The following is a 20,627-nucleotide window of genomic DNA, read 5'->3' on the forward strand; positions in this document are numbered from 1 at the left end:
TAACGTCTGATAATTTTTGAATATCTTTGAATTTCATCCAAGGATTATCCCTCGAATTAAATAATTTTGCTGATTAATTTAAGATCAAATAAATTGTACGTTTTTTGATTTATGACGGAAGTCTAATTTATATTTATTTAAAAACTTATTTGACCATTTTCTAGATACAAAATATGGGCTTTTAAATAATCTAACTCATCGCCATGATGCGTAACATATATCATCGGCAGCGCCAACTGTTCTTTCACCGTGTTTAAAAATGGCAATATTTGATCTTTCAGCCTGCGGTCCAGTCCTGTCAGCGGTTCATCTAACAGCAGTAAGTCAGGCTGTGACAGCAATGCGCGTCCTATGGAAACGCGCTGCGCCTCACCGCCAGAAAGTTCATGCGCCCGCCGTTTGAGCAGTGGCTGTAACTCAAGCAGATTAGTCACTTGCTCAAATTTAAATTTCGCATTTTCCTGAGCGCCTAAGTTCTCCGCATATTGCAGATTTTGCTGCACATTCATATGCGGAAAAATCCATGCTTTTTGAAAAATCAGCGCAATACTGCGTTGATGCATCGGCACGTTAATCTTCTGCGCCGTATCGAACACATCACGCTGATTCAGCGATATATAACCTTGCTGCGGCTGCAGCAAACCAACCAAATTTTTCAGCAGCGTAGACTTGCCGCTGCCTGATGGCCCCATAATGCCAAGCAGCTGTTCTTGCATCTGCAGCCGAGCCTGCAATTGAAAATCTGCATATTGAAACTGAAAATCACACTGAAGCATGGCCGGCTCCGAGTTTTCGCTGATAGCGCTGTAAAATATAATAATTGGCAATCAATGCGCCAAAAGCCGCCAGCAGTGAAAGGATCACTAAACGCATTGCGGATTCTTCGCCATTGGGCTGCTGTATCAGCGAATAGATAGCAATTGGAATGGTTCGGGTTTCATCAGGAATATTACCCACAAAGGTAATGGTTGCGCCAAATTCGCCTAAACTTCGGCTAAATCCTAAAATGCTCCCGATTAAAATGCCCGGCAATGCCAGCGGCAGGCTGATTGAGACAAATACCCGTAAAGGATGTGCGCCTAGTGAGCCTGCAACCTGCTCAAGCTGTTGATTGATCATTTGAAAAGACAAACGGATCGGCTGCACAATCAGCGGAAATGACACAATCATCGATGCTAAAACGGCGCCTTTCCAATTAAAAACCAGCTGAATTCCCCATTCAATTAGCATCTTGCCGATCCAGCCATTTGAACCAAACAGCACCAATAGCAAATATCCTAGAACCACCGGCGGCAGCACCATTGGCATTTGTAAAAGTGCTTCGACCAAAAATTTTAAATGAAACTCATAGCGCGCCAAAACCCATGCCAGCCCTATAGCAAATGGTAAGCAAAATACAGTGGCGCAAATGGCAACCTTAGCCGACAGATACAAGGCGCTCCACTCTTCAGGGCTTAGCATGCTTTAGCCCTTCACACCAAAGCCATAATTCTTAAACAGCATTTTGCTTTGCGCATGGTCTTTAAGATAACGGTAAAACTTCACGGCCTCAGGTTTAGCTGCGCCTTGATGTGTTAAAGCCAATGGATAAATGATCGGTTGATGGGTATGGTTTGGAAAAATCCCGGCTATTTTAACTTTAGAACTGATCATCGCATCGGTACGATAAACAATCCCCGCTTGGCACTCACCTCGTTCGACAAAAGCCAAAGCCGATCGTACATCATCTGTCCCGACAATCCTTCCATTCAAACTTGATAGCCAGCCCAACTTGGTTAGGCTTTGTTTGGCATATTTTCCAGCAGGTACAGACTCCATTTGCCCTGTACATAAGTGACCTTTGAATGCCTTGGCAAAATTAAACTGCGGCACGGCTTTAAATTGCATATTCACCGCTTTAGGCGTAATCAGCACCAAATCATTGCTTAGCATGTTGAATACTTGCTTTGCAGGTATTTTCTGTTTTTGCACCAAATAATTCATCCAGTCCACATCTGCTGAAAAATACAAATCACTTGGCGCACCGGCTTCAATCTGTTTGGCTAAAGCAGATGACGCGCCAAATACCGGTACAATTTTGATGTCTGGATTCTGTGCCTGATATTGCTTTGCAATATCGCTGATAGCATTGCTTAAACTGGCTGCAGCATAAATTTTGACTATTTCCGCCTGAGATGCGCCAGCAATGAAGCTCAGTCCTACTGCTAAAATAAATTTGAATCGCATAGCAAACTCCTAATGCTGAATAAATACGCCTTGAAGAATTTGTCCTGCTTGCACAGACTGCCCTGCAGGAATCCGAACAATGCAATTGGCTTGCATTAAATTGCTCAACATATGCGACTGCTGTTTAGACAGGCTGGTTAGTTGAAGCTTGCCTTGCTTATCAAAGTGCGCCGACATTCTTAAAAACCGCTCACGTGCATCTGCTTTTAGGTCATGTGTCATGACTGCGCTGAACCAGTCCAGCGCAGGTGTTTGACCTTGTAGGGCTTTCAATAATCTATCTGTATAAATTTGCATGCCGACATAGACTGCAGCGGGGTTGCCCGGCAGTCCGAGTAAATAACAGGAACTGCTGTCAGGACGTAAGTATTGTGCAAACAGCATCGGTTTGCCGGGTTTTTGTTTCACTTTCCAGAAAATTTGCTGAAAACCGATGTCCAAGGCTGCCGGCCGAACAAAATCATAATCACCGACAGATACGCCGCCAGTCGTTAAAATTAAATCAAAGCTGTCTTTTAAACGGTTGAATAAATCTAAAACCGCCTGTTTTTCATCTGCAATATGAATCACTTCAACTTGGACGTGCTGCGACTGGAACCATGCTGAAATCAGTGGCGCATTGGCATCAAAAATCTTACCCGCGCTATAGTCCTCGATATTTTCTGCGACTTCATCACCTGTAATTACAACTGCAACCTTGGGGTAAGCATAGACCTCACAATCTGCTATGCCTGCCATACTCAGTGCTGCAATTGCTCCCACGGACAGTTTTTGGCCTTTGCTTGCCAACATTTGGCCTATTGAAATTTCCTCACCTGCATCTCGAATATCTGCATGCGGGCTTAAGGCTGCAGTCAGTTCAATCTGCTGTCTATCCGCCTTTACAATTTCTTGCCGCGCTACAGTTGCCGTGCCTTCAGGTATCGGCGCGCCGGTAAATATGCGGACAGCTTGCCCTGCTTTTAAGCTTATTTCAGCCGTTTGCCCTGCGCGGATTTCTCCAATCAGCTTAAATTGCGCGCCGGGTTTAATTTCACCCGCTGCGCAAATGGCATAGCCATCCACTGCGCTTTGCGCAAATAAAGGCAGCTGAATTGGTGAATGCACATCTGCCGCCAAATAACGGCCTAAAGCGTGCTGAAGCGCCAAAGTTTCATGCGCTAAACTTTGCGTATGTGTCTGAATCAGCGTAAGCGCTTCGTCCACTGAAATCAGTCCAGCCTCAGCCCCGCAGCCTGCGTGCAATACGGCTTGGTTCATTGGTAGCCTCCTGCATGCGGAATATTCTTCTGCACATCAAATAGATGCACCAAGGAAGGTAAAATGGCAATCAATGATTCTTTTGCGCCTTGTCTGCTGCCCGGCAGTGTAATGACTAAACTGTCATCAATATAGCCGGCAACACCGCGGCTGAGGGCCGCATAAGGGGTGCGTTTCTGCCCAAAACTGCGGGATGCTTCCATCAGCCCTGGAATTTCCCGTTTTAACAGCGGCTGAATGGTTTCAACGGTTAAATCTTTCTGGCCTAGACCTGTACCGCCCACGGTCAAAATCAGCGGATATTGCGTCTTATGCTGTTCAATAAGAGCCAAAAGCTGTTCAGGACTGTCCGGTATCACTTGATAGCTGATGTTGCTGAAGTTTGCTTCTTCTAAAATTTCGAGGACATTTTGCCCTGCAGTATCTGATTTTTTACCGGCAGCAACCGTATCTGAAAGCACAATAATCGACGCCGATAAGCTTTCTTTCAATACACGGGTAAAATGTGATTTACCGCCTTTTTTCTTTTGCAGTTTCACCTGATCTAGGCATAAATCTTCAGGCTCACAGTGCGGTTTCAGCATATCATACAGCGTTAAACCGGCAAGACTGACCGCAGTTAATGCTTCCATTTCCACACCCGTTGGGCCAATGGTTTCGACCACAGCACTGATTTCGACATGCGCCTCAAATAATTCATATTCGACATCTGCACGGTAGATCGGCAGCGGATGACACAGCGGAATGAGTTCATCCGTGCGTTTTGCGCCCAATATACCTGCAATCCGTGCGGTTTTCAGCGCATCGCCTTTTTCTGTATTGCCATTACGCAGCAGTTCAATGCAATGTGGCGGTGCATGCAGTATTCCAGTTGCAATGGCTGTACGGTAACTTTCCGCTTTCATGCCCACATTTTTCATTGCTTTATCCTTATTTTGTTCATTTTCAGCTGTAATATTGAAAATATTGAATTTTGGGTTTTATAAATGCCATTGGTAAATATTGGCGTTCAAATGCATGGTCTGGCTATTTTGATGTGAATGTTCGCATGACTCGCTATGAACATGAGCATGCTTCGTTTCGTGATCTGCCACTTCAGGCGCGTGATCCTTACGAATACAGCAGCCCTCTACATATTGACTGCTGCCATCCATATAAAACTCTTCTTTCCAAACAGGCACTTCATGCTTTACACGTTCAACCGCTTCTTCGCAGGCTGCAAAAGCTTCACGGCGGTGCGGTGCATAAGCCATAGCAATAATTGCAGTATCACCAATATCTAAACTGCCAATACGATGCACAACCCGTACATATGACACGTCGTATTTGGCTTGAATTTCCTGTTCAATTTGTCGGATCATTTTCTCAGCCACAGGCGCATAAGCTGTATATTTCAGGGCTTTTACCGCTTTGCCTTCATGGTGATTACGAACCGCGCCAATAAATACACCTATACCGCCGCATTCAGGAAATGCCTCAATGCTGTCAAAATCATCTTGGCTGAATACTGTATCTTGTATGCGTGAAATATGCTTGAGCTCCATATTCAGCCTCCCGCCACAGGTGACAGCAGCACAACGGTACTGTCCTGCATCAATGCGGTTTGTCTTGGCACAATGTCTTCCCCAATGGCACAGGCGCAGCGCTCAAGCATGCTGAATGATTCTGGAAATTGATTTGCAACTTGCTGCAAAACCTCTGCAATTGACTGCTGTGCCAAGCAAGTCAGACTCAAATGCGCTGGCAATAGACGCTCAATAGCGCCAAAAGATTCAATTTTGATGGTGATTTGAGTCATCATTAACCTCCAATCATATGCATGCTGATTTTTCTGGTATTGCTAGTACTAGACGCTGTAATCGTGTGAAAGCCCTGTTCTTTTTGCCAAATATAGCTGCCAAGTTTGTTTTGCATGTTCAACGTATCCAGCGGATTTTCATTTTCAGCCAGTGTGCTTTTAAGTGAGCGTATGTCCTTGCTCAGGTCTAAGCCTTTTTTTGCAAATAAACAGTTAAAAAACTCACCTTGAGCATTCAGTCTTAAACGGTCACAGCTACCGCAAAATGAATTACTGATGGTTGAGATAATCCCAATCGGTAAACCGTTTACTTCATAGCTGCGGGCTGGCGATGCACCTTGCCCACACAAGATGTTCACCTCAAAAACGGTTTTCAATGTCGTTAATATTTCTTGTTCAGTGACAACGGAATCTTTAGTCCAGTTTTGATCACCGTCTAAAGGCATGAACTCAATGAAGCGCAGCTCAAAACGCTGCTGCTGTGCCCAATAAGTTAAAGGAATAATTTGCTGATCATTCAGACCTCTAATCAAAACTGTATTAATCTTAATGTCAAAGCCCGCTTGCTTAGCCGCTTCAATCCCTTCTAATACTGGCTGTAATTGTTTTTGCGTCAGCTGAAAAAATTGCGCTTCATCCAAACTGTCTAAACTGATATTTATGCCATCTAAGCCAGCTTGTTTTAGGGCCTGTGCATATTGTTTCAGATAATGTCCATTGGTGGTCATGGATATACGTTTAAGGCCTAGCTTTCTCAGCTGTTGCAGCTGTTCAATAAAATGCACAACGCCTTGACGTATGAGAGGTTCGCCGCCCGTGATCCGGATCTGATCAATCCCGCGCAGCACCATAAACTCACAAAAATTGTAAAGTGATTCAAAACTAAGAAGATTATGTTTTTTCATCCATTCAGGATGTTCAGGCATACAATAGACACATTTAAAATTACAGCGGTCTGTCACTGAAATGCGCAATTTGCGTTTTTCACGGCCAAACTGATCCTTAAAAATGGTCGCTGGCTGTAATTGTGTCATGCTGTTCATGTTTATCTTCCATGGTGCTGTCATTTGCCCTGTCTTAGCTCAGTACAAATTTTGCGCCCTCTTTTCTTGCAGTAAAAATTGCAATAAGTGTTCCAACTTTGCGCTTTTTTGAATATTTATTTCAGAGGATTTGGTTTGTTTTTTTGACACACAAAATCAATAACTTATAAATAACTAATAGCAATTAAAAATATAAATTGCCGTTAAGCCCATTATCTAAGGTATAAAAGCAGTCTGTTTTATCTCTAGATATCATGCTCAAAAGCTTCATATTGGCTGTAGATTTTCTCTCTGGGTTCAAAAACAGCACATTAGGCTCATTATTTGAAATGAAAGCTCCGCAAAAGGTACAGCTTTTAGAGAAAATTCAGCTGACGGTGCTGCTGCAGCTCATCTAGAGAGTTAATGCTGTGAAAAAAGAGTGCATTATTTTGAAAACGTGCAACTTGCATGTGCATTTTACTAAAACACCCCTTTAAACTGCGCTGTTTTTGATCAAGATACACCTGCAGCATTGTGAGACTGCTTCGTTTCAGCAAACAAAATGGATACAGCGCTTTGCCATTAATTTCCACTACAGCTACTTCACACAAGGGATCCCGCTGCATGGCCTGATGCAATCTCGAAAGCACTTTCTTCGGGATATAGGTCACATCGCACGGGACAAACAAAACATAATCAGACTCAACATGTGACCACGCGCTTTTCATCCCCATCAATGGCCCTAAAAATCCGGCTTCATCATCTTGATAAAAGCGGATCGAGGGAATGAGCCGTTTATAAATCGAATGATCGCGATGGCTGTTAATCCAGACATTTTCAGCCCGTGATTTCAACTGCTGATGGATCTTAATCAGCTGAATTTCATTATCAAATTTTTGCAGCACTTTATTCATGCCGTTCATTCTGCGGGCCTGACCGCCCGCCAAAATAACCAAGTCTGTTTCTGGATAGCCTACTGATTTGGTGATTTTCTTCATCATTCTGCGTACTCCGTCTGACAGGCTTTAATTAAGCCTCGAATTTCTGATAAGCACGAACCGCAATTGCCGCCGGCCTTTAAACATGCAGTAACTTGTTTTTCATGGCTAATATTCTTTTCTTTAATGGTTTCGATAATGGTATTTTTACCGACTTTAAAGCAGCTGCACACCAGCGGACCTGCACTGTTGGTCATGTTCATCGGCTGACCTGCAAGCAGCGCTTTGCGGTGCATTGCGCTGAGTCGTTCACGCTTAAACATGCCAGCAATCCAATCACGGTCTGGCAGCATAGAGCGTTGCGCAATATATAGACTGGCAATTAAATGCCCATCTTGCAGCACCACGGTATGACTCAAATCGGCAGTTTGATCTTCCAAATTCAGCCATTCAAAGCTTTCATCGGTAAATGGCAGTAATGTTTTCAGCTGCTGAACCGTGTTTCTAAATTTTTTACGATCGGCCAACTCAAAACGCGTCGCTTTCGCTGTTTTAATTTTGGTCCACCACACCGTGTTTTGAATGGTGTTTTGCACCATTTGCTCAAAGCCGTCACGTACATACAGTACACCTTGCCACTGTGTATAAAACGGCTGTACAAATACAGGTGTATGTTTAAATTCAGGCTCGCCTGAAAGCGCATCAACCACAGGGTTAACCACTTTACCAATTCTCGCATCGGACGCTACCTGATCATTCCAATGAATTGGCGCAAAAACTTGTCCACGGCGTATATTGCTGCTGACTTGTGCACGTAAGATGCACAGTCCCCAATTGGATTTAACTTCAACCAATTCGCCATCTTTGACACCAAACTTCAAGGCATCTTGCGGATGAATTTCACAATACGGCTCTGCACGATGCGTACTTAAGTTTGCCGACAAACCTGTACGGCTCATAGTATGCCATTGGTCACGAATACGGCCTGTGTTTAAAATTAAAGGATATTCGCCACAGACCTGATGCACAGGGTTAATTGCGGCTGTCGCCACAAATTTAGCTTTGGCATCCGCATGGCTGAATTGGCCTTGGGCAAACAAACGGCTAACAGCATCATCGGCTTGATCAGCTTGCCATACAGGCCATTGGGTTGGCGCAAATTGGTTATAATCTTCTAAACTTAATTCAGTTAGGCCTTGAAGATTAAAATAACGAAAATGCTCTGCCGAAGCTCTTTGCGCTAAGGGTACATTTTTATACGCAGATAATTTTGCATGTTCTATAAATATCTCATGACTATTTTTAAAGTCAAAACCTGAAAACCCCATTTTTTTCGCAATTTGCGCTATCGCCCACCAGTCTGCTTTAGCTTCACCCGGCGCATCTAAAAATGCAGTTTGACGTGAAATACGGCGTTCAGAGTTGGTAACGGTTCCGTCTTTTTCACCCCAGCCTAAAGCTGGTAAAAGCACATCTGCATATACCGTTGTGTCAGTGTCCTTGCAGATATCTGACACCACTACAAACTCACATTGTTCAAGTGCACGTTTGACTTGATCCGCATCTGGCAAGCTAACGACAGGATTTGTCGCCACAATCCAAATGGCTTTAATTTTTCCGCTTTCGACAGCTTGAAATAAATCGACTGCTTTTAACCCAGCCTTGTTGGCAATATGAGGACTTTGCCAAAACTCTTGTACTAATGCCTGATGCGCTCTGTTATCGAGGTCTAAATGTGCCGCCAGCATATTGGCTAAGCCACCAACTTCACGGCCACCCATCGCGTTCGGCTGTCCTGTCATGGAAAATGGCGCTGCGCCTAATTTGCCAATTTTTCCAGTCAGCAAATGACAATTGATAATGCTATTGGCTTTGTCCACACCACGTGAAGACTGATTGACGCCCATAGAAAATAGGCTCATGACCTTTTCTGTTTTGGCAAATTTTTCAAAGAAAATATTTAATTTTTCTAATGAAATACCTGTGCGTTCTGCAACAGCTTCAATAGATGCTTCTGATTCACTTTGTTGCAAAGCCTGAGCTAAACCTTGTGTATGACTCGCTATAAATTCAAGATCGCTATAATTATTTTTAACTAAGTACTGAAGTAAGCCGTTAAACAATGCAACGTCTTGGCCAGGTAAAATTGGCAAGTGCAAATCTGCAGCTTCACATGTACTGGTAAAACGCGGATCTATCACGACAACAAATAAATCACGTTCTTCTTTGGCTTTCATTATGCGCTGATACAGCACTGGATGGCACCACGCCGTATTTGAACCGACCAACACCACCATATCTGTATGTTCAAAGTCTTCATAGCTAGCTGGTACAAGGTCTTCACCAAATGCACGCTTATGTGCCGCCACAGCCGATGACATGCAAAGCCGTGAATTGGTGTCAATATTTGCCGTACCTAAATAGCCTTTGACAAATTTGTTAACTGCATAGTAATCCTCCGTCAGCAGTTGGCCCGACACATAAAAAGCGATGCTTTCACGTCCGTAAAGATCTATACATTGCTGAAATTTTTCGGCAATCAGTGCTGTTGCTGTGTTCCAATCTGTAGCCTGACGAGTATGAAATGGTGATGTTTGACGCCCAAGCATCGGTTGTAAAACACGTGTTTCTAATCCCATCGTATCGGCTAAGTTACTGCCTTTAATGCACAGCTTGCCATAGTTTGATGGATGGTTCGCATCGCCAGTTACGCTCACTTTTTGCCCTAAAGCTGTCTGTTCAACTGTTGCGCTCACGCCGCAACCGACACCGCAGTATGGACAAGTGGTTTGCGTTGTTTTAATTTTATTTTCTGTGGAGCTATGCAGTTCCACTATTGGGATGCTATTCACTTCTGCTGGCTCCTTTTCCAATTCTAACGAGGTATTGCAATAATTTTTAATATTAGACTACTTGCATAAGTAGATTTTTAATCAACACTTAATTCATATAGGAAGTTCCCTCTCCTTTTAAAGGATGAGGAACATAGTTCCGCAAGTGGGAGAGGATTTATATGATAAGCACCCTCATCCTAACCTTCTCCCAGTGGGAGAAGGGACTTTCAAAATTAAAGACGCATTACCCTGCTTTCTTTAATGCAAAATCCTTACCAAACAGCAATTTGTTTCGGATGCTTAAAATTGGAGTTTGATCTGAAATCAATTCTGCATACCATGCACCGTCTTCAGTATCGCCAAACAGCACAGCGCCAATCACTCTATCTTTTTGAATAATAATGCGTTTATAAATCTGACGTTTTTCATCATTCAAAATGATGTCTTCAAAATCATCCTGCGGTTCAAAGTTGCCAGCTGAAAATACATCACAGCCGCTGACTTTTAACTGCGTCGGAACCGTGGGCGCTTTGAAGGTTAAACTGCCATGTTCGGCCAGATGCGATGCACAAATGAATGCCTGTCCCCAAAGCGGTTCAACTAAACCGAAAGTTTGGCTGCGGTGTTCTATGCATTCACCCACCGCATAAATACTCGGGTCAAAGGTTTGCATGGTGTCATTCACCATCACACCGCGGCCGCAGCGCAGTCCTGCACTTTGTGCCAATGCAATATTTGGGCGAATACCGACTGCAAACACGACAAGATCTGCAGCTAATACCGTGCCATCCTGCAAACGTAATTGTGTCACATGACCATCTTGCCCAATCAACTCTTGGGTATTCGCTGCAGTCAAAATACGAATGCCTTTTTGCTCAATCGCTGATTTCAGCATCAGGCTGGCTTTTTCATCTAGCTGACGGTCCATAATACGGTCCATCAAATGCAGTACGGTAACATTCATGCCACGCTGTTTCAGGCCATACGCAGCCTCTAGGCCAAGTAAACCGCCGCCAATCACCACTGCATTTTGCTTAGATTTACAGTAATCCAGCATGCGGTTTACATCATAAATATCACGGAAGCTGAGAACACCTTTTAAGTCAGTTCCCGGTATAGGCGGAATAAATGGCTTAGAACCTGTTGCTAAAATCAGACGGTCATAATCGATGACCAAGCCTTTTTCTGTGTATACCTGCTTGCGCGGACGGTCTATGCGTACCGCCGCATCACCTGCTACAAAACGGATATTTTTGTCTTTATACCAAGCATGTGAATGCAGCATGATATCTTCAATGGTTTTATCACCTGAAAGCACAGGTGAAAGCATAATTCGGTTGTAATTACCCCAAGGTTCTTCACCAATGACCGTAATTTCATAACGCTCTGGCGCCATATCCAGCAGATCTTCTAAGCAACGCATACCTGCTAAGCCATTGCCGACCAAAACCAGTTTCATCAACTCAGACGATGGCGCGTTATTGGTAATATAGGTTTTTTGAGCAGTTGGACTAATCAGCACACGGCCATTTTCAATTTTGCTTGGAAAAACCAAGAGTTTTTGGTCTTTATCTTCTAAGCAGCGTCCAGTAGCAAGGCTGAAATGCTGTTTATAAATGGGTGATGCCACAACACGCTCACCCTGCAAGTCACCAATAATACCGCGGGACATAACATAGGCTTGGCTAAATGGGTCCTGATTGCTCAGCGCATAAACCCGCTTTTCTTCACCGACACGGAATATCGCAATTTGCTGATTTTCAATCAGTGCGCCCACACCTGTATTTGGCGTAATATCATCTAATGCACAAACATCAAACCAGTCTAAATCATTTATTTCTTTTAAAATTGTCATATTCTTGATCCTTTTTAAACTTCTTTTAGATCACTATCTTTTCATTTTCGCCTTAGCGAGAAACCGAATAAGGATGTAAATCAAATAAAAGAAGTTTTAAATTCGTTATTCTCTTAAGCTTCAACCACTGGAATGCGTGTCGTATCGCGTTCAGCTTCTGTTTTGGGTCTGATTTGACCGCGAACGGATGCAAACTGAATATGCGGATCATTTTGCTGTTCTGCTTTTGCATTCACGAAAGTCACAAAGCGTTTACGTACTTCAGGATCTTCTACAGCAGTACGCCATTCATCTTGATATGTACCCACAACATGGCTCATACGGCGTTCAAGTTCAGACGCTACGCCAAGCGAATCATTCACAACGACATCTTTCAGGTAATCTAAACCGCCTTCCATGTTGTCGCGCCATACAGAAGTACGCTGCAAACGGTCTGCTGTTTGAATGTAGAACATAAAGAAACGGTCAATGTATTTGATCAATGTTTGTGTATCTAAGTCTGATGCCAAAAGCTCTGCGTGACGTGGCTTCATACCGCCATTGCCGCATACATAAAGGTTCCAGCCCTTTTCTGTCGCAATCACGCCCACATCTTTACTTTGCGCCTCAGCACATTCACGGGTACAGCCCGACACAGCCATTTTCAGTTTGTGCGGTGAGCGAAGGCCTTTGTAGCGGTTCTCTAAATAAATCGCCAAGCCGACTGAATCGTCCACGCCATAACGGCACCAAGTACTGCCGACACAAGATTTCACCGTACGCAGTGATTTGCCGTAGGCATGGCCAGACTCAAAACCAGCAGCAATCAATTTTTCCCAGATTTCAGGCAGTTGATGCACTTGTGCACCAAACATATCAACACGCTGACCGCCTGTAAGTTTGGTATATAGACCATATTCTTTGGCAATTTGACCCACGGCAATTAATCCGTCCGGAGTAACTTCACCGCCAGCCATACGAGGTACTACTGAATATGAACCGTCTTTTTGAATATTGCCGAGGTAGTAGTCATTACTGTCTTGCAAGCCCGCATGGCTTGGTTTAAGTACAAACTCATTCCAGCATGACGCTAGGATATTGGCTGCCGTCGGTTTACAGATATCACAGCCTAAACCATGGCCATGCTGTTGAATCAGGTCATCAAAGGTTTTGATTTCGTTCACACGTACCAAGTGATAGAGCTCTTGGCGTGAATAAGCAAAGTGTTCACATAAATGGTTATTTACAGTTACACCTTGACGCTGAAGCTCCGATTTAAGTACTTGAGTGACTAATGGCGCACAGCCGCCGCAAGCTGTTGCAGCTTTAGTACATTTTTTCAATGTGCCTAAAGAAGTCGATCCGTCAGCAATGGCTGAACAAATATCTGCTTTAGAGACGTTGTTACATGAACAAATCGTTGCGCTGTCTGGCAGCAGATCGACACCGCTGCCGCCCGATTTACCTGCAGATTGTGCATAGCCAGGCATGATTAGGCTTTCTGGGCTTTCTGGAACTTCTAAGCCATTCAGCATCATTTGCAGCAGGTCATTGTATTCTTTAGCACAGCCCACCAATACTGCACCTAGCAGCTTAGTTTTCTCTGCATTCACGACAATTTTTTTATAAACCTGAGCTGCTTCATCTGCATAGAAATAGCTTAAAGAATTTGGTGTCATTGCATGCGCATCGCCTACAGATGCAACATCAACTCCCATCAGTTTCAGCTTGGTGCTCATATCTGCACCAGCGAAAAGCGTGCAGTTTTGTTCCATCACATGCTTTGCTGCAATACGTGCCATGTCATAGCCCGGCGCAACTAGGCCATAAATTTTATTTTGCCAAAGCGCACATTCACCAATTGCATAAATGTCAGGGTTTGAAGTTTGGCAATAATCGTTAATTACAATACCGCCACGCTCACCAATGGCTAAACCACTTTGGCGCGCTAATTCATCGCGTGGGCGGATACCTGCAGAGAATAAGATGATGTCGGTTTCCAGTTCAGAACCATCACCAAACTTCATTACATGCTTCGCATTTGCACCGTCTTCAATGCAAGATGTTGCTTTTTGCGTATGGACTTTAACACCTAGATTTTCAATTTTCGAGCGTAAAACTTTACCGCCTAGATCATCAATCTGAACTGCCATTAAGCGTGGTGCAAATTCAACAACATGGGTTTCTAAGTTTAAATCACGCAGCGCTTTTGCTGCTTCTAAACCCAATAAACCGCCGCCGATCACCACACCTGTTTTAGCATTGAAGCTTGCGGCACGGATGGCATCCAAGTCTTCAATGGTACGGTACACAAAGCAGTTTTCACGCTCATTTCCTGGAATTGGCGGCACAAATGCATATGAACCTGTTGCGAGCACCAGCTTGTCAAAAGAAAGAATATCACCGTGATTGGTCGTGACCGTTTTATTGCACTGATCAATTTCAACTGCTTTGGTGCTCAGGCGTAAATCTATACCGTATGCATCAGCAAAGTCGCTGCGGCACAGGGTTAAGTCTTTCGCTGACTTGCCGCTGAAGTATTCAGTTAAGTGCACACGGTCGTAAGCTAGACGCGGCTCTTCAGCTAAAATGGTTAATTCAACATCATCACCTGCGTGTTCCAGTACAGATTCGATAAACTTGTGGCCAACCATGCCATGTCCAATCATGATGATTTTCATATTCTTTCTCCGCAATATTTTCTTTTGCACAGCCTAAGCCTCTATACGCTTAGGCTGCTATTTGTATTAGTTTTGAACTTCAGCTAGATTTCTTTCATTCACAGCTTGTTCAAATAAGCGCTGTTCTTTTTCTTTATGCTCTACAGAGAAGCGGATCATCAGCACACAGCTTGCAGCAATCACCACCAAACCGCCAAGCACCATCAGCGTGGTTTGTATATCCAGCATGCCTTTAAGCAAAAAACCTGCAGCCACTGCACCTACGTTACCGCCTGCGCCGATAATGCCTGCCACGCCGCCTAAAGCATCACGGTCAATGAATGGCACCAAGGCATAGGTTGCGCCGCACGCCATATGGGTGAAGAGCGCAAAGACTGTCATTGCAAGGATTGCAAGCACTGCAGTATTCATTTGTGAGAAGACAATCAGGAATAAGCCTTCTAGCAGAATCATGGCAAATAACACTTTGGTACGGCCATCTAAGCCTTTTTTAGTCGCGACTTTGTCCGAAACAATGCCGCCGAGCGCGCGGGCAAACAGTGCCAATAGACCGAAGATCCCTGCTGCCATACCCGCCTCTTTTAATCCAAAGCTGAAATGGTCGACGTAGTACATTGCTACAATGTTGTGAATAAAGATTTCAATACCGAAACAAGCTGCGTAAGCGCCAAATAGAATCCATACACGGTAATTGCGTGCTGCATGCATTAGAATTGCCAAGCCGCCTTTTTTGTCACTGCCAACACTGATGCCTTGTTCACGAAGTTCTTTAAAGTTGCCTTGCGGACAGTCTTGTGTGAACTTCCAGTAAAGCACACCAACAATCAGCATCATCACACCGGGTACAATCAGCGCAATACGCCAGCCCATCGCTTGCTCTACACCAAACATAACGAGTGCGCCAAGCAGTAAAGGCATAAGGGCTTGAGTTGCACCGCCGCCTGCATTGCCCCAGCCTGCTGTTGCAGCATTGGCTGTACCCACCACATTAGGCGCAAACATAATGCTTGTATGGTATTGAGTGATGACGAAGCTTGCGCCAATCGCGCCGATCAGCAAGCGGAAGAAAAGAAAGGATTCATAGCTGCTCGCAGATGCAACCCCAAAGACTGGAATACTGCCGATGACTAATAAAGCTGTATAGGTTTTACGCGGGCCATATTTATCACATAAAGGACCAACGATCAGACGGACTAAAATCGTGATCGCAACAGCGGCAATATTAATATTGGCAATTTGATCTTTCGTGAGGTGAAATTCGCCAGCAATCACTGGCATCAACGGTGCACAGGCAAACCATGCAAAGAAGCAAACAAAGAATGCGAGCCAACTCATGTGGAAGGCCCGCATTGCTGCTGAAGAAAAATTAAATAGACTTATTTTTGTGGCTTTTTTGGCATTTAAATTTGAAGACATAACCTTCTCCTGACTGAACTGAACGCATGAATTACTCGGTTATGTCGCTAACACATAACAGAGTCGATCAGAACGGACGTCGTTGGCCGTCTAACAAATTTTTAGAGTCTTCTTTGACTCAATAAGTATTAAGCACGATACGTGCCAAGTTTTTATTTCAATCGTAAATTTCATCTCTATATTTAAGCATTGAGCGCCGATCTATCCGAAAATAAGCGAATTAAGGTAAATAGATAGTCAATATGCCTATAGAGATGCGGCTGAATGTTCAAACGTGGTTCAGCCCTGCACAAGATCAGTGCACGGAAATGGTTCAATTTGAAAATGCGAATATAACTTTGCTCAAACTTAGAAGCAGATTTATATTTTGTATTGTCTTAAAATTTGGCATTTAAATTGCTTAGAAAACTCAATACGTATTTGTTTGGCTCTGTCTGAGCGTTTGCATGCCAAAACTAAAAATAGCCCTAATTGATGATGATCAAGAACGCGCTGAATTTATTCAAGCCTCATTAATTCAACATGACTTTGATGTGGTCGCCAGTTTCATGATTGATCATTTAAATATGTCATATCTGCAAAATATTCAGGCAGATGTGATTTTATTGGATATGGATCATCCGCATCGCGATGTCATTGAAAGCTGTGTCAGCCAATTTGACTTACCGACTGTTCTATTCACTAAAAATTCGAGTCTCGAAATTATCCGAAGCGCGATTGATGCGGGTGTGACAGCATATATTGTCGATGGTATTGACCCTGCACGTTTGAATAGCATTTTAGAAATTTCGATTGAACAATATAAAAAGCATAAAAAACTGCTGAATGATTTGGCTGAAACCAAGTGCAAATTGGCCGATCGAAAAGATATTGAAAAAGCCAAAGTGCTTTTAATACAAATGCATGGATTAACCGAAGATCAAGCATTTAATTTGCTGAGAAAAAATGCCATGAGTCACCGTATGACAATGGGTGAAATGGCGCGCCGGCTGCTTGATGCGCAAGCACTGTTACAGTCTCAATTTAAGGAATAAACCATGCAAAAGCTTGAAAAAACAGATATTCAATTGGGCTATATTCCTTTACTCGACTGTGTTGCTTTGCTCTGGGCAGAACATCAAGGATATTTTGCTGAACAAGGGTTAAATGTCACACTGACTCAAGAACCGTCTTGGGCAAGTTTACGCGACCGTCTAGCTTTTGGTTTTTTAGATGCTGCCCATTGCTTATCGGCCATGCTGCCTGCGTCTGTGACGGGTAAAGACCATCTCGGCATTCCCTTACAAACCTCTCTTACACTCAGTACTAATTGTGCTTATATTAGTTTGAGTCAAAAGCTGTGCTATGAATTAAATATCCATGCATTAGATCTACCAATTAATTCAGCAGAGAAAATCGTATCTGCGATAAAACAGAATCAAATGATTCAGTTGGCACATGTTTTTCAGCATTCGATTCATCATTATATTTTAAGAGAATGGCTGGCACTTGCCGACACAGAAATTGCTCAAACACAGAACTTTTCAACTCTACCACCGCCTTATATGGTGGAAGCAATATCAACGCAACGAATTGATGGATTCTGTGTTGGAGAGCCGTGGAATACGCAAGCTGAAATACAAGGCTATAGTCGTATTATCGTCAATAGCCAAGATATTATTGATCATATTCCAGATAAAGTTTTGGCTTTTACCCATGATTGGGCAGAAAAACATCCCAATACCTTAAAGGCAATCCATCTTGCCATCCAAAAAGCCCAAAACGATCTACTTCAACAAACGTATTTCTCTGAAATATTTTCTTTGTTAAAGCAATATCACATCATCCGTTTTGATTGTTCTGAGCAGATTCACGTCGAGGCTTTTCATCGGATCAAAAGCATCATTCAAAATTTTGGCAAGACCCAAGCGCCACAAACGTCAGACTTAGAATGGATGATTCAAAAAATGCAGCAATACGATCAATTAAATATTGAAGATGAAAAGATTTTTGAAATAGCACAATCTTGTATTTATCAGGATGCTTTGGGCTGAAGTGATTGATATTCCATAAGACCCTATCATCTGAATAGTGGATCTTGTGTTACATCGACCATGAAACCTTGATTAGTTATGCATCTGCATCGATGGCGTGTAAGTCGATATTTTCTTCAACGAAGACTTCACGAATGCAATCCAGTATCTTTGGAATGTAATTACTATGATCCATATTGCGCACCGACAAAGAAATTGGACTATAGGCTTCCAAATCTAAGATTGGGATGTACATCAAATTTTTCATGCCAATATCACTGGCACTTTCAGGAATCAGGGAAATGCCCTCTCCTGACGCCACCAAGCCCAAAGCCATATGAATTTCACGCACTTCGGTTAAATGTTTAGGTACAAGTCCTAATTCGGTAAATATCGATTGAATGAGGGTGGAAAAATTCGGTTTAGGTGTTGTTGGGTAGGCAAAAATTGGTTCATCTAAAATTTGAGAAAGATAAATGCCTTTGTCTTTAAATTCAGCCAAATGATGGTTTTTATGAATAGCTAAACGTAGCGCTTCTTTTCTTAATAAAACACGTTTAATGGACGGATCGGTTAAGCGAAGTCGTCCAAAACCAATATCGATTCGACCGGTTTTTAAGGCTTCAATCTGGTCGCGTGTGCCACATTCTATGAGTTCAACATGAATATCTGGGTTGCGTTGTCGAAATAGATAAATAATTTGCGGCAATAATGCGTATAAAAGCGAACTGACATAACCAATGCGGACAGTTTTATCAACGGCATTAATTCGCTGTGCCATGGTTGTGGCCTGGGCGGTATGCGTCAATATCTGCACAGCATGCTCATAAAAGAACATACCAGCTTCTGTGGTTTTCACGGGTCTAGAACCACGCTCAAACAAGGTAATGCCCAGTTCTTCTTCAAGCTTTTGAATTTGGCGGCTCAAAGGTGGCTGAGCAATACATAATTTTTCTGCTGCCTTGGTAATACTTTGCTCTTCAACCACGGTGACAAAGTAACGTAAGTGCCTTAATTCCATTTATATACCTTTTAAGTATCTAAAAATACCAAAATCGCTCTAGTTAAAGATATTACATTAAATTAGGGTATATAAATAGTTGGATAGATAAGAAATATGCAAGATGTATAAGTCGATTGAAACCCTGCTCGTGGAAATCCCAACAATCCGTCCGCACAAGATGGCTGTTGCAACCATGCAAACGCAAACCCTTGTTTTGATTAAAATCACTACCGAAGATGGTTATATCGGTTGGGGTGAAGCGACGACGATTGGTGGTCTAGGCTATGGTGAAGAAAGCCCTGAAAGCATTCGAATCAATATTGAAACTTATTTTAGTCCTTTACTGAAAACTCTCACTGGTTTGAATGTTGCTCAAACCATGCAAGCCATTAAACGTAATATTAACGGCAATCGCTTTGCTAAATGTGCCATTCAAACGGCGCTACTTGATATTTTGGCGCAGCGTTTAAATCTGCCTTTGAGTGAATTATTGGGCGGTCGTTTACGTGACAGCTTACCTGTTCTTTGGGTACTTGCATCTGGCAATACGGAAAAAGACATTGCCGAAGCACAAAAGATGATTGCGGCAAAACGACACAATATTTTCAAACTTAAAATCGGTTCACGCCCCGTTGAAGCTGATGTTGAGCATGTTTTAGCCATTAAAAAAGCATTAGGTTCAGACATTTCTATACGTGTAGATGTCAACCGTGCATGGTCTGAATTAGATGCCATTAAAGGCATTCAATTGTTACAAGATGGTGGTGTTGATCTGATTGAGCAGCCTTGCGCGATCGATAACATTGACGCGATGCGCCGTTTAACTCGTCGTTTTGATATAGCCATTATGGCAGATGAATCACTGATGGGCCCGCAAACGGCATATCAACTTGCGCGGCACAATTCTGCATCTGTTTTTGCAGTCAAAGTTGCACAGTCTGGCGGTTTAATCGAAGGCTGTGAGGTTTCTAAAATCGCCAAACTTGCGGGTATCGATTTATATGGTGGAACCATGCTTGAAGGCCCTGTGGGCACTATTGCATCGGCACATGCATTTTCTACATTTGACAATTTAGCTTATGGCACAGAGCTTTTTGGTCCATTGCTGCTAACTGAAGAAATTTTAAAAACCCCACTTCAATATCAAGATTTCGAACTCAAGATTCCGACCACAGCGGGTTTAGGGATTGAAATTGATGAAAACAAAATTGATGACTTACGTCGCAAATAACATTTAGCTAGGAGTGAGAAATGCTTTTCCAAGTACGCATGGATGTCAATATTCCATTAGATATGCCAGTCGAAAAAGCCAATGAAATTAAAGCTGTAGAAAAGGCATATTCACAAGATCTACAACGTCAAGGTAAATGGCGCCATATCTGGCGCATTACTGGTCAATATTCAAATATCAGTATTTTTGATGTTGAAAGCAATGAAGAGTTACACAACATTTTACAAGGATTACCCCTTTACCCGTATATGAATATTGAAGTTATGGCTTTAAATCGTCATCCCTCTTCTGTTCGTAGTGATGATAGCTGATGCGATTGGATTCCAATTGTGTAGCACATGATTGAAGTCCATTGATCTGCATTTTTAA

18 protein-coding genes are annotated in these 20,627 nt (G+C 43.0%); 4 read left to right on the plus strand and 14 right to left on the minus strand.

Annotated elements, in window-relative coordinates:
• Positions 1–137: 137 nt before the first annotated feature.
• From FTT85_RS14260 to FTT85_RS14320, 13 genes are all read right to left on the minus strand, one after another.
• The gene (locus FTT85_RS14260) at positions 138–776 is read right to left on the minus strand and encodes an ATP-binding cassette domain-containing protein (RefSeq protein WP_180009450.1); all 639 of its coding nucleotides are present in this window, start codon (positions 774–776) and stop codon (positions 138–140) included.
• Complete coding sequence (gene modB, locus FTT85_RS14265; protein WP_180073825.1) at positions 763–1,461, minus strand: molybdate ABC transporter permease subunit; 699 nt, start codon at positions 1,459–1,461, stop codon at positions 763–765. The genes FTT85_RS14260 and modB overlap by 14 nt, the downstream gene beginning before the upstream one ends.
• A 3-nt stretch (positions 1,462–1,464) precedes the next feature.
• Positions 1,465–2,226 (minus strand): molybdate ABC transporter substrate-binding protein, encoded by a 762-nt coding sequence (gene modA, locus FTT85_RS14270; RefSeq protein WP_180135191.1) that lies wholly within the window; start codon positions 2,224–2,226, stop codon positions 1,465–1,467.
• A 9-nt stretch (positions 2,227–2,235) separates the two neighbouring features.
• A complete protein-coding gene (locus FTT85_RS14275) occupies positions 2,236–3,486 on the minus strand; it encodes a molybdopterin molybdotransferase MoeA (RefSeq protein ID WP_180183824.1) in 1,251 nt (416 codons plus the stop codon).
• Positions 3,483–4,406 carry a bifunctional molybdenum cofactor biosynthesis protein MoaC/MoaB gene (moaCB, locus tag FTT85_RS14280; protein WP_180088301.1) on the minus strand — a complete coding sequence of 308 codons (924 nt, stop codon included), beginning with the start codon at positions 4,404–4,406 and terminating at the stop codon, positions 3,483–3,485. The genes FTT85_RS14275 and moaCB overlap by 4 nt, the downstream gene beginning before the upstream one ends.
• A gap of 60 nt (positions 4,407–4,466) precedes the next feature.
• Positions 4,467–5,030 carry a molybdenum cofactor biosynthesis protein MoaE gene (locus FTT85_RS14285; protein ID WP_180183825.1) on the minus strand — a complete coding sequence of 188 codons (564 nt, stop codon included), beginning with the start codon at positions 5,028–5,030 and terminating at the stop codon, positions 4,467–4,469.
• A 2-nt stretch (positions 5,031–5,032) separates the two neighbouring features.
• Complete coding sequence (locus tag FTT85_RS14290) at positions 5,033–5,284, minus strand: MoaD/ThiS family protein (protein WP_180004419.1); 252 nt, start codon at positions 5,282–5,284, stop codon at positions 5,033–5,035.
• Positions 5,285–5,286: 2 nt separating this feature from the next.
• Positions 5,287–6,327: a GTP 3',8-cyclase MoaA gene (moaA, locus tag FTT85_RS14295; protein ID WP_180064074.1), complete on the minus strand. Its 1,041-nt coding sequence runs from the start codon at positions 6,325–6,327 to the stop codon at positions 5,287–5,289.
• 356 nt (positions 6,328–6,683) lie between these two features.
• Positions 6,684–7,307 carry a molybdenum cofactor guanylyltransferase gene (locus FTT85_RS14300; RefSeq protein ID WP_373687160.1) on the minus strand — a complete coding sequence of 208 codons (624 nt, stop codon included), beginning with the start codon at positions 7,305–7,307 and terminating at the stop codon, positions 6,684–6,686.
• Positions 7,307–10,099, minus strand: coding sequence for a nitrate reductase (locus FTT85_RS14305; protein ID WP_180183826.1), 2,793 nt, complete (start codon positions 10,097–10,099; stop codon positions 7,307–7,309). The genes FTT85_RS14300 and FTT85_RS14305 overlap by 1 nt, the downstream gene beginning before the upstream one ends.
• A gap of 226 nt (positions 10,100–10,325) precedes the next feature.
• Positions 10,326–11,936 (minus strand): nitrite reductase small subunit NirD, encoded by a 1,611-nt coding sequence (gene nirD, locus FTT85_RS14310; protein WP_180183827.1) that lies wholly within the window; start codon positions 11,934–11,936, stop codon positions 10,326–10,328.
• Positions 11,937–12,049: 113 nt separating this feature from the next.
• Positions 12,050–14,596 carry a nitrite reductase large subunit NirB gene (gene nirB, locus FTT85_RS14315; protein WP_218955488.1) on the minus strand — a complete coding sequence of 849 codons (2,547 nt, stop codon included), beginning with the start codon at positions 14,594–14,596 and terminating at the stop codon, positions 12,050–12,052.
• A gap of 66 nt (positions 14,597–14,662) precedes the next feature.
• Entirely contained in the window at positions 14,663–16,012 is a 1,350-nt protein-coding gene (locus tag FTT85_RS14320; protein ID WP_180183828.1) for an MFS transporter, read from the minus strand.
• Between the two features lie 446 nt (positions 16,013–16,458).
• On the opposite strand from FTT85_RS14320, the gene FTT85_RS14325 reads away from it, so the two are divergent.
• Both FTT85_RS14325 and FTT85_RS14330 read left to right on the plus strand, forming a co-directional pair.
• A complete protein-coding gene (locus tag FTT85_RS14325; protein ID WP_078190882.1) occupies positions 16,459–17,046 on the plus strand; it encodes an ANTAR domain-containing response regulator in 588 nt (195 codons plus the stop codon).
• A gap of 3 nt (positions 17,047–17,049) precedes the next feature.
• On the plus strand, positions 17,050–18,045 hold the full coding sequence (locus FTT85_RS14330; RefSeq protein ID WP_180183829.1) for an ABC transporter substrate-binding protein: 996 nt from the start codon (positions 17,050–17,052) through the stop codon (positions 18,043–18,045).
• 76 nt (positions 18,046–18,121) lie between these two features.
• Here FTT85_RS14330 and catM read toward each other — a convergent pair whose 3' ends face one another.
• Complete coding sequence (catM, locus tag FTT85_RS14335) at positions 18,122–19,045, minus strand: cis,cis-muconate-binding transcription regulator CatM (protein WP_180059977.1); 924 nt, start codon at positions 19,043–19,045, stop codon at positions 18,122–18,124.
• A 103-nt stretch (positions 19,046–19,148) separates the two neighbouring features.
• Between catM and FTT85_RS14340 the strand changes: the two genes are divergently transcribed.
• Positions 19,149–20,258, plus strand: a complete 1,110-nt coding sequence (locus FTT85_RS14340) for a muconate/chloromuconate family cycloisomerase (protein ID WP_180107046.1) — start codon at positions 19,149–19,151, stop codon at positions 20,256–20,258.
• A gap of 20 nt (positions 20,259–20,278) precedes the next feature.
• Positions 20,279–20,569 carry a muconolactone Delta-isomerase gene (catC, locus tag FTT85_RS14345; RefSeq protein WP_078190886.1) on the plus strand — a complete coding sequence of 97 codons (291 nt, stop codon included), beginning with the start codon at positions 20,279–20,281 and terminating at the stop codon, positions 20,567–20,569.
• The last annotated feature ends 58 nt before the right edge of the window (positions 20,570–20,627 follow it).

This window comes from Acinetobacter sp. YH01020 (genome assembly GCF_013420275.1).
GTDB lineage: Bacteria > Pseudomonadota > Gammaproteobacteria > Pseudomonadales > Moraxellaceae > Acinetobacter > Acinetobacter amyesii.

Excerpts from the sequence above, each read along its gene's own strand:
- FTT85_RS14260 (WP_180009450.1), bottom strand. The coding sequence starts at position 776 with ATGCTTCAGTGTGATTTTCAGTTTCAATATGCAGATTTTCAATTGCAG.
- modB (WP_180073825.1), bottom strand. The coding sequence starts at position 1,461 with ATGCTAAGCCCTGAAGAGTGGAGCGCCTTGTATCTGTCGGCTAAGGTT.
- modA (WP_180135191.1), bottom strand. The coding sequence starts at position 2,226 with ATGCGATTCAAATTTATTTTAGCAGTAGGACTGAGCTTCATTGCTGGC.
- FTT85_RS14275 (WP_180183824.1), bottom strand. The coding sequence starts at position 3,486 with ATGAACCAAGCCGTATTGCACGCAGGCTGCGGGGCTGAGGCTGGACTG.
- moaCB (WP_180088301.1), bottom strand. The coding sequence starts at position 4,406 with ATGAAAAATGTGGGCATGAAAGCGGAAAGTTACCGTACAGCCATTGCA.
- FTT85_RS14285 (WP_180183825.1), bottom strand. The coding sequence starts at position 5,030 with ATGGAGCTCAAGCATATTTCACGCATACAAGATACAGTATTCAGCCAA.
- FTT85_RS14290 (WP_180004419.1), bottom strand. The coding sequence starts at position 5,284 with ATGACTCAAATCACCATCAAAATTGAATCTTTTGGCGCTATTGAGCGT.
- moaA (WP_180064074.1), bottom strand. The coding sequence starts at position 6,327 with ATGAACAGCATGACACAATTACAGCCAGCGACCATTTTTAAGGATCAG.
- FTT85_RS14300 (WP_373687160.1), bottom strand. The coding sequence starts at position 7,307 with ATGAAGAAAATCACCAAATCAGTAGGCTATCCAGAAACAGACTTGGTT.
- nirD (WP_180183827.1), bottom strand. The coding sequence starts at position 11,936 with ATGACAATTTTAAAAGAAATAAATGATTTAGACTGGTTTGATGTTTGT.
- nirB (WP_218955488.1), bottom strand. The coding sequence starts at position 14,596 with ATGAAAATCATCATGATTGGACATGGCATGGTTGGCCACAAGTTTATC.
- FTT85_RS14320 (WP_180183828.1), bottom strand. The coding sequence starts at position 16,012 with ATGTCTTCAAATTTAAATGCCAAAAAAGCCACAAAAATAAGTCTATTT.
- FTT85_RS14325 (WP_078190882.1), top strand. The coding sequence starts at position 16,459 with ATGCCAAAACTAAAAATAGCCCTAATTGATGATGATCAAGAACGCGCT.
- FTT85_RS14330 (WP_180183829.1), top strand. The coding sequence starts at position 17,050 with ATGCAAAAGCTTGAAAAAACAGATATTCAATTGGGCTATATTCCTTTA.
- catM (WP_180059977.1), bottom strand. The coding sequence starts at position 19,045 with ATGGAATTAAGGCACTTACGTTACTTTGTCACCGTGGTTGAAGAGCAA.
- FTT85_RS14340 (WP_180107046.1), top strand. The coding sequence starts at position 19,149 with ATGTATAAGTCGATTGAAACCCTGCTCGTGGAAATCCCAACAATCCGT.
- catC (WP_078190886.1), top strand. The coding sequence starts at position 20,279 with ATGCTTTTCCAAGTACGCATGGATGTCAATATTCCATTAGATATGCCA.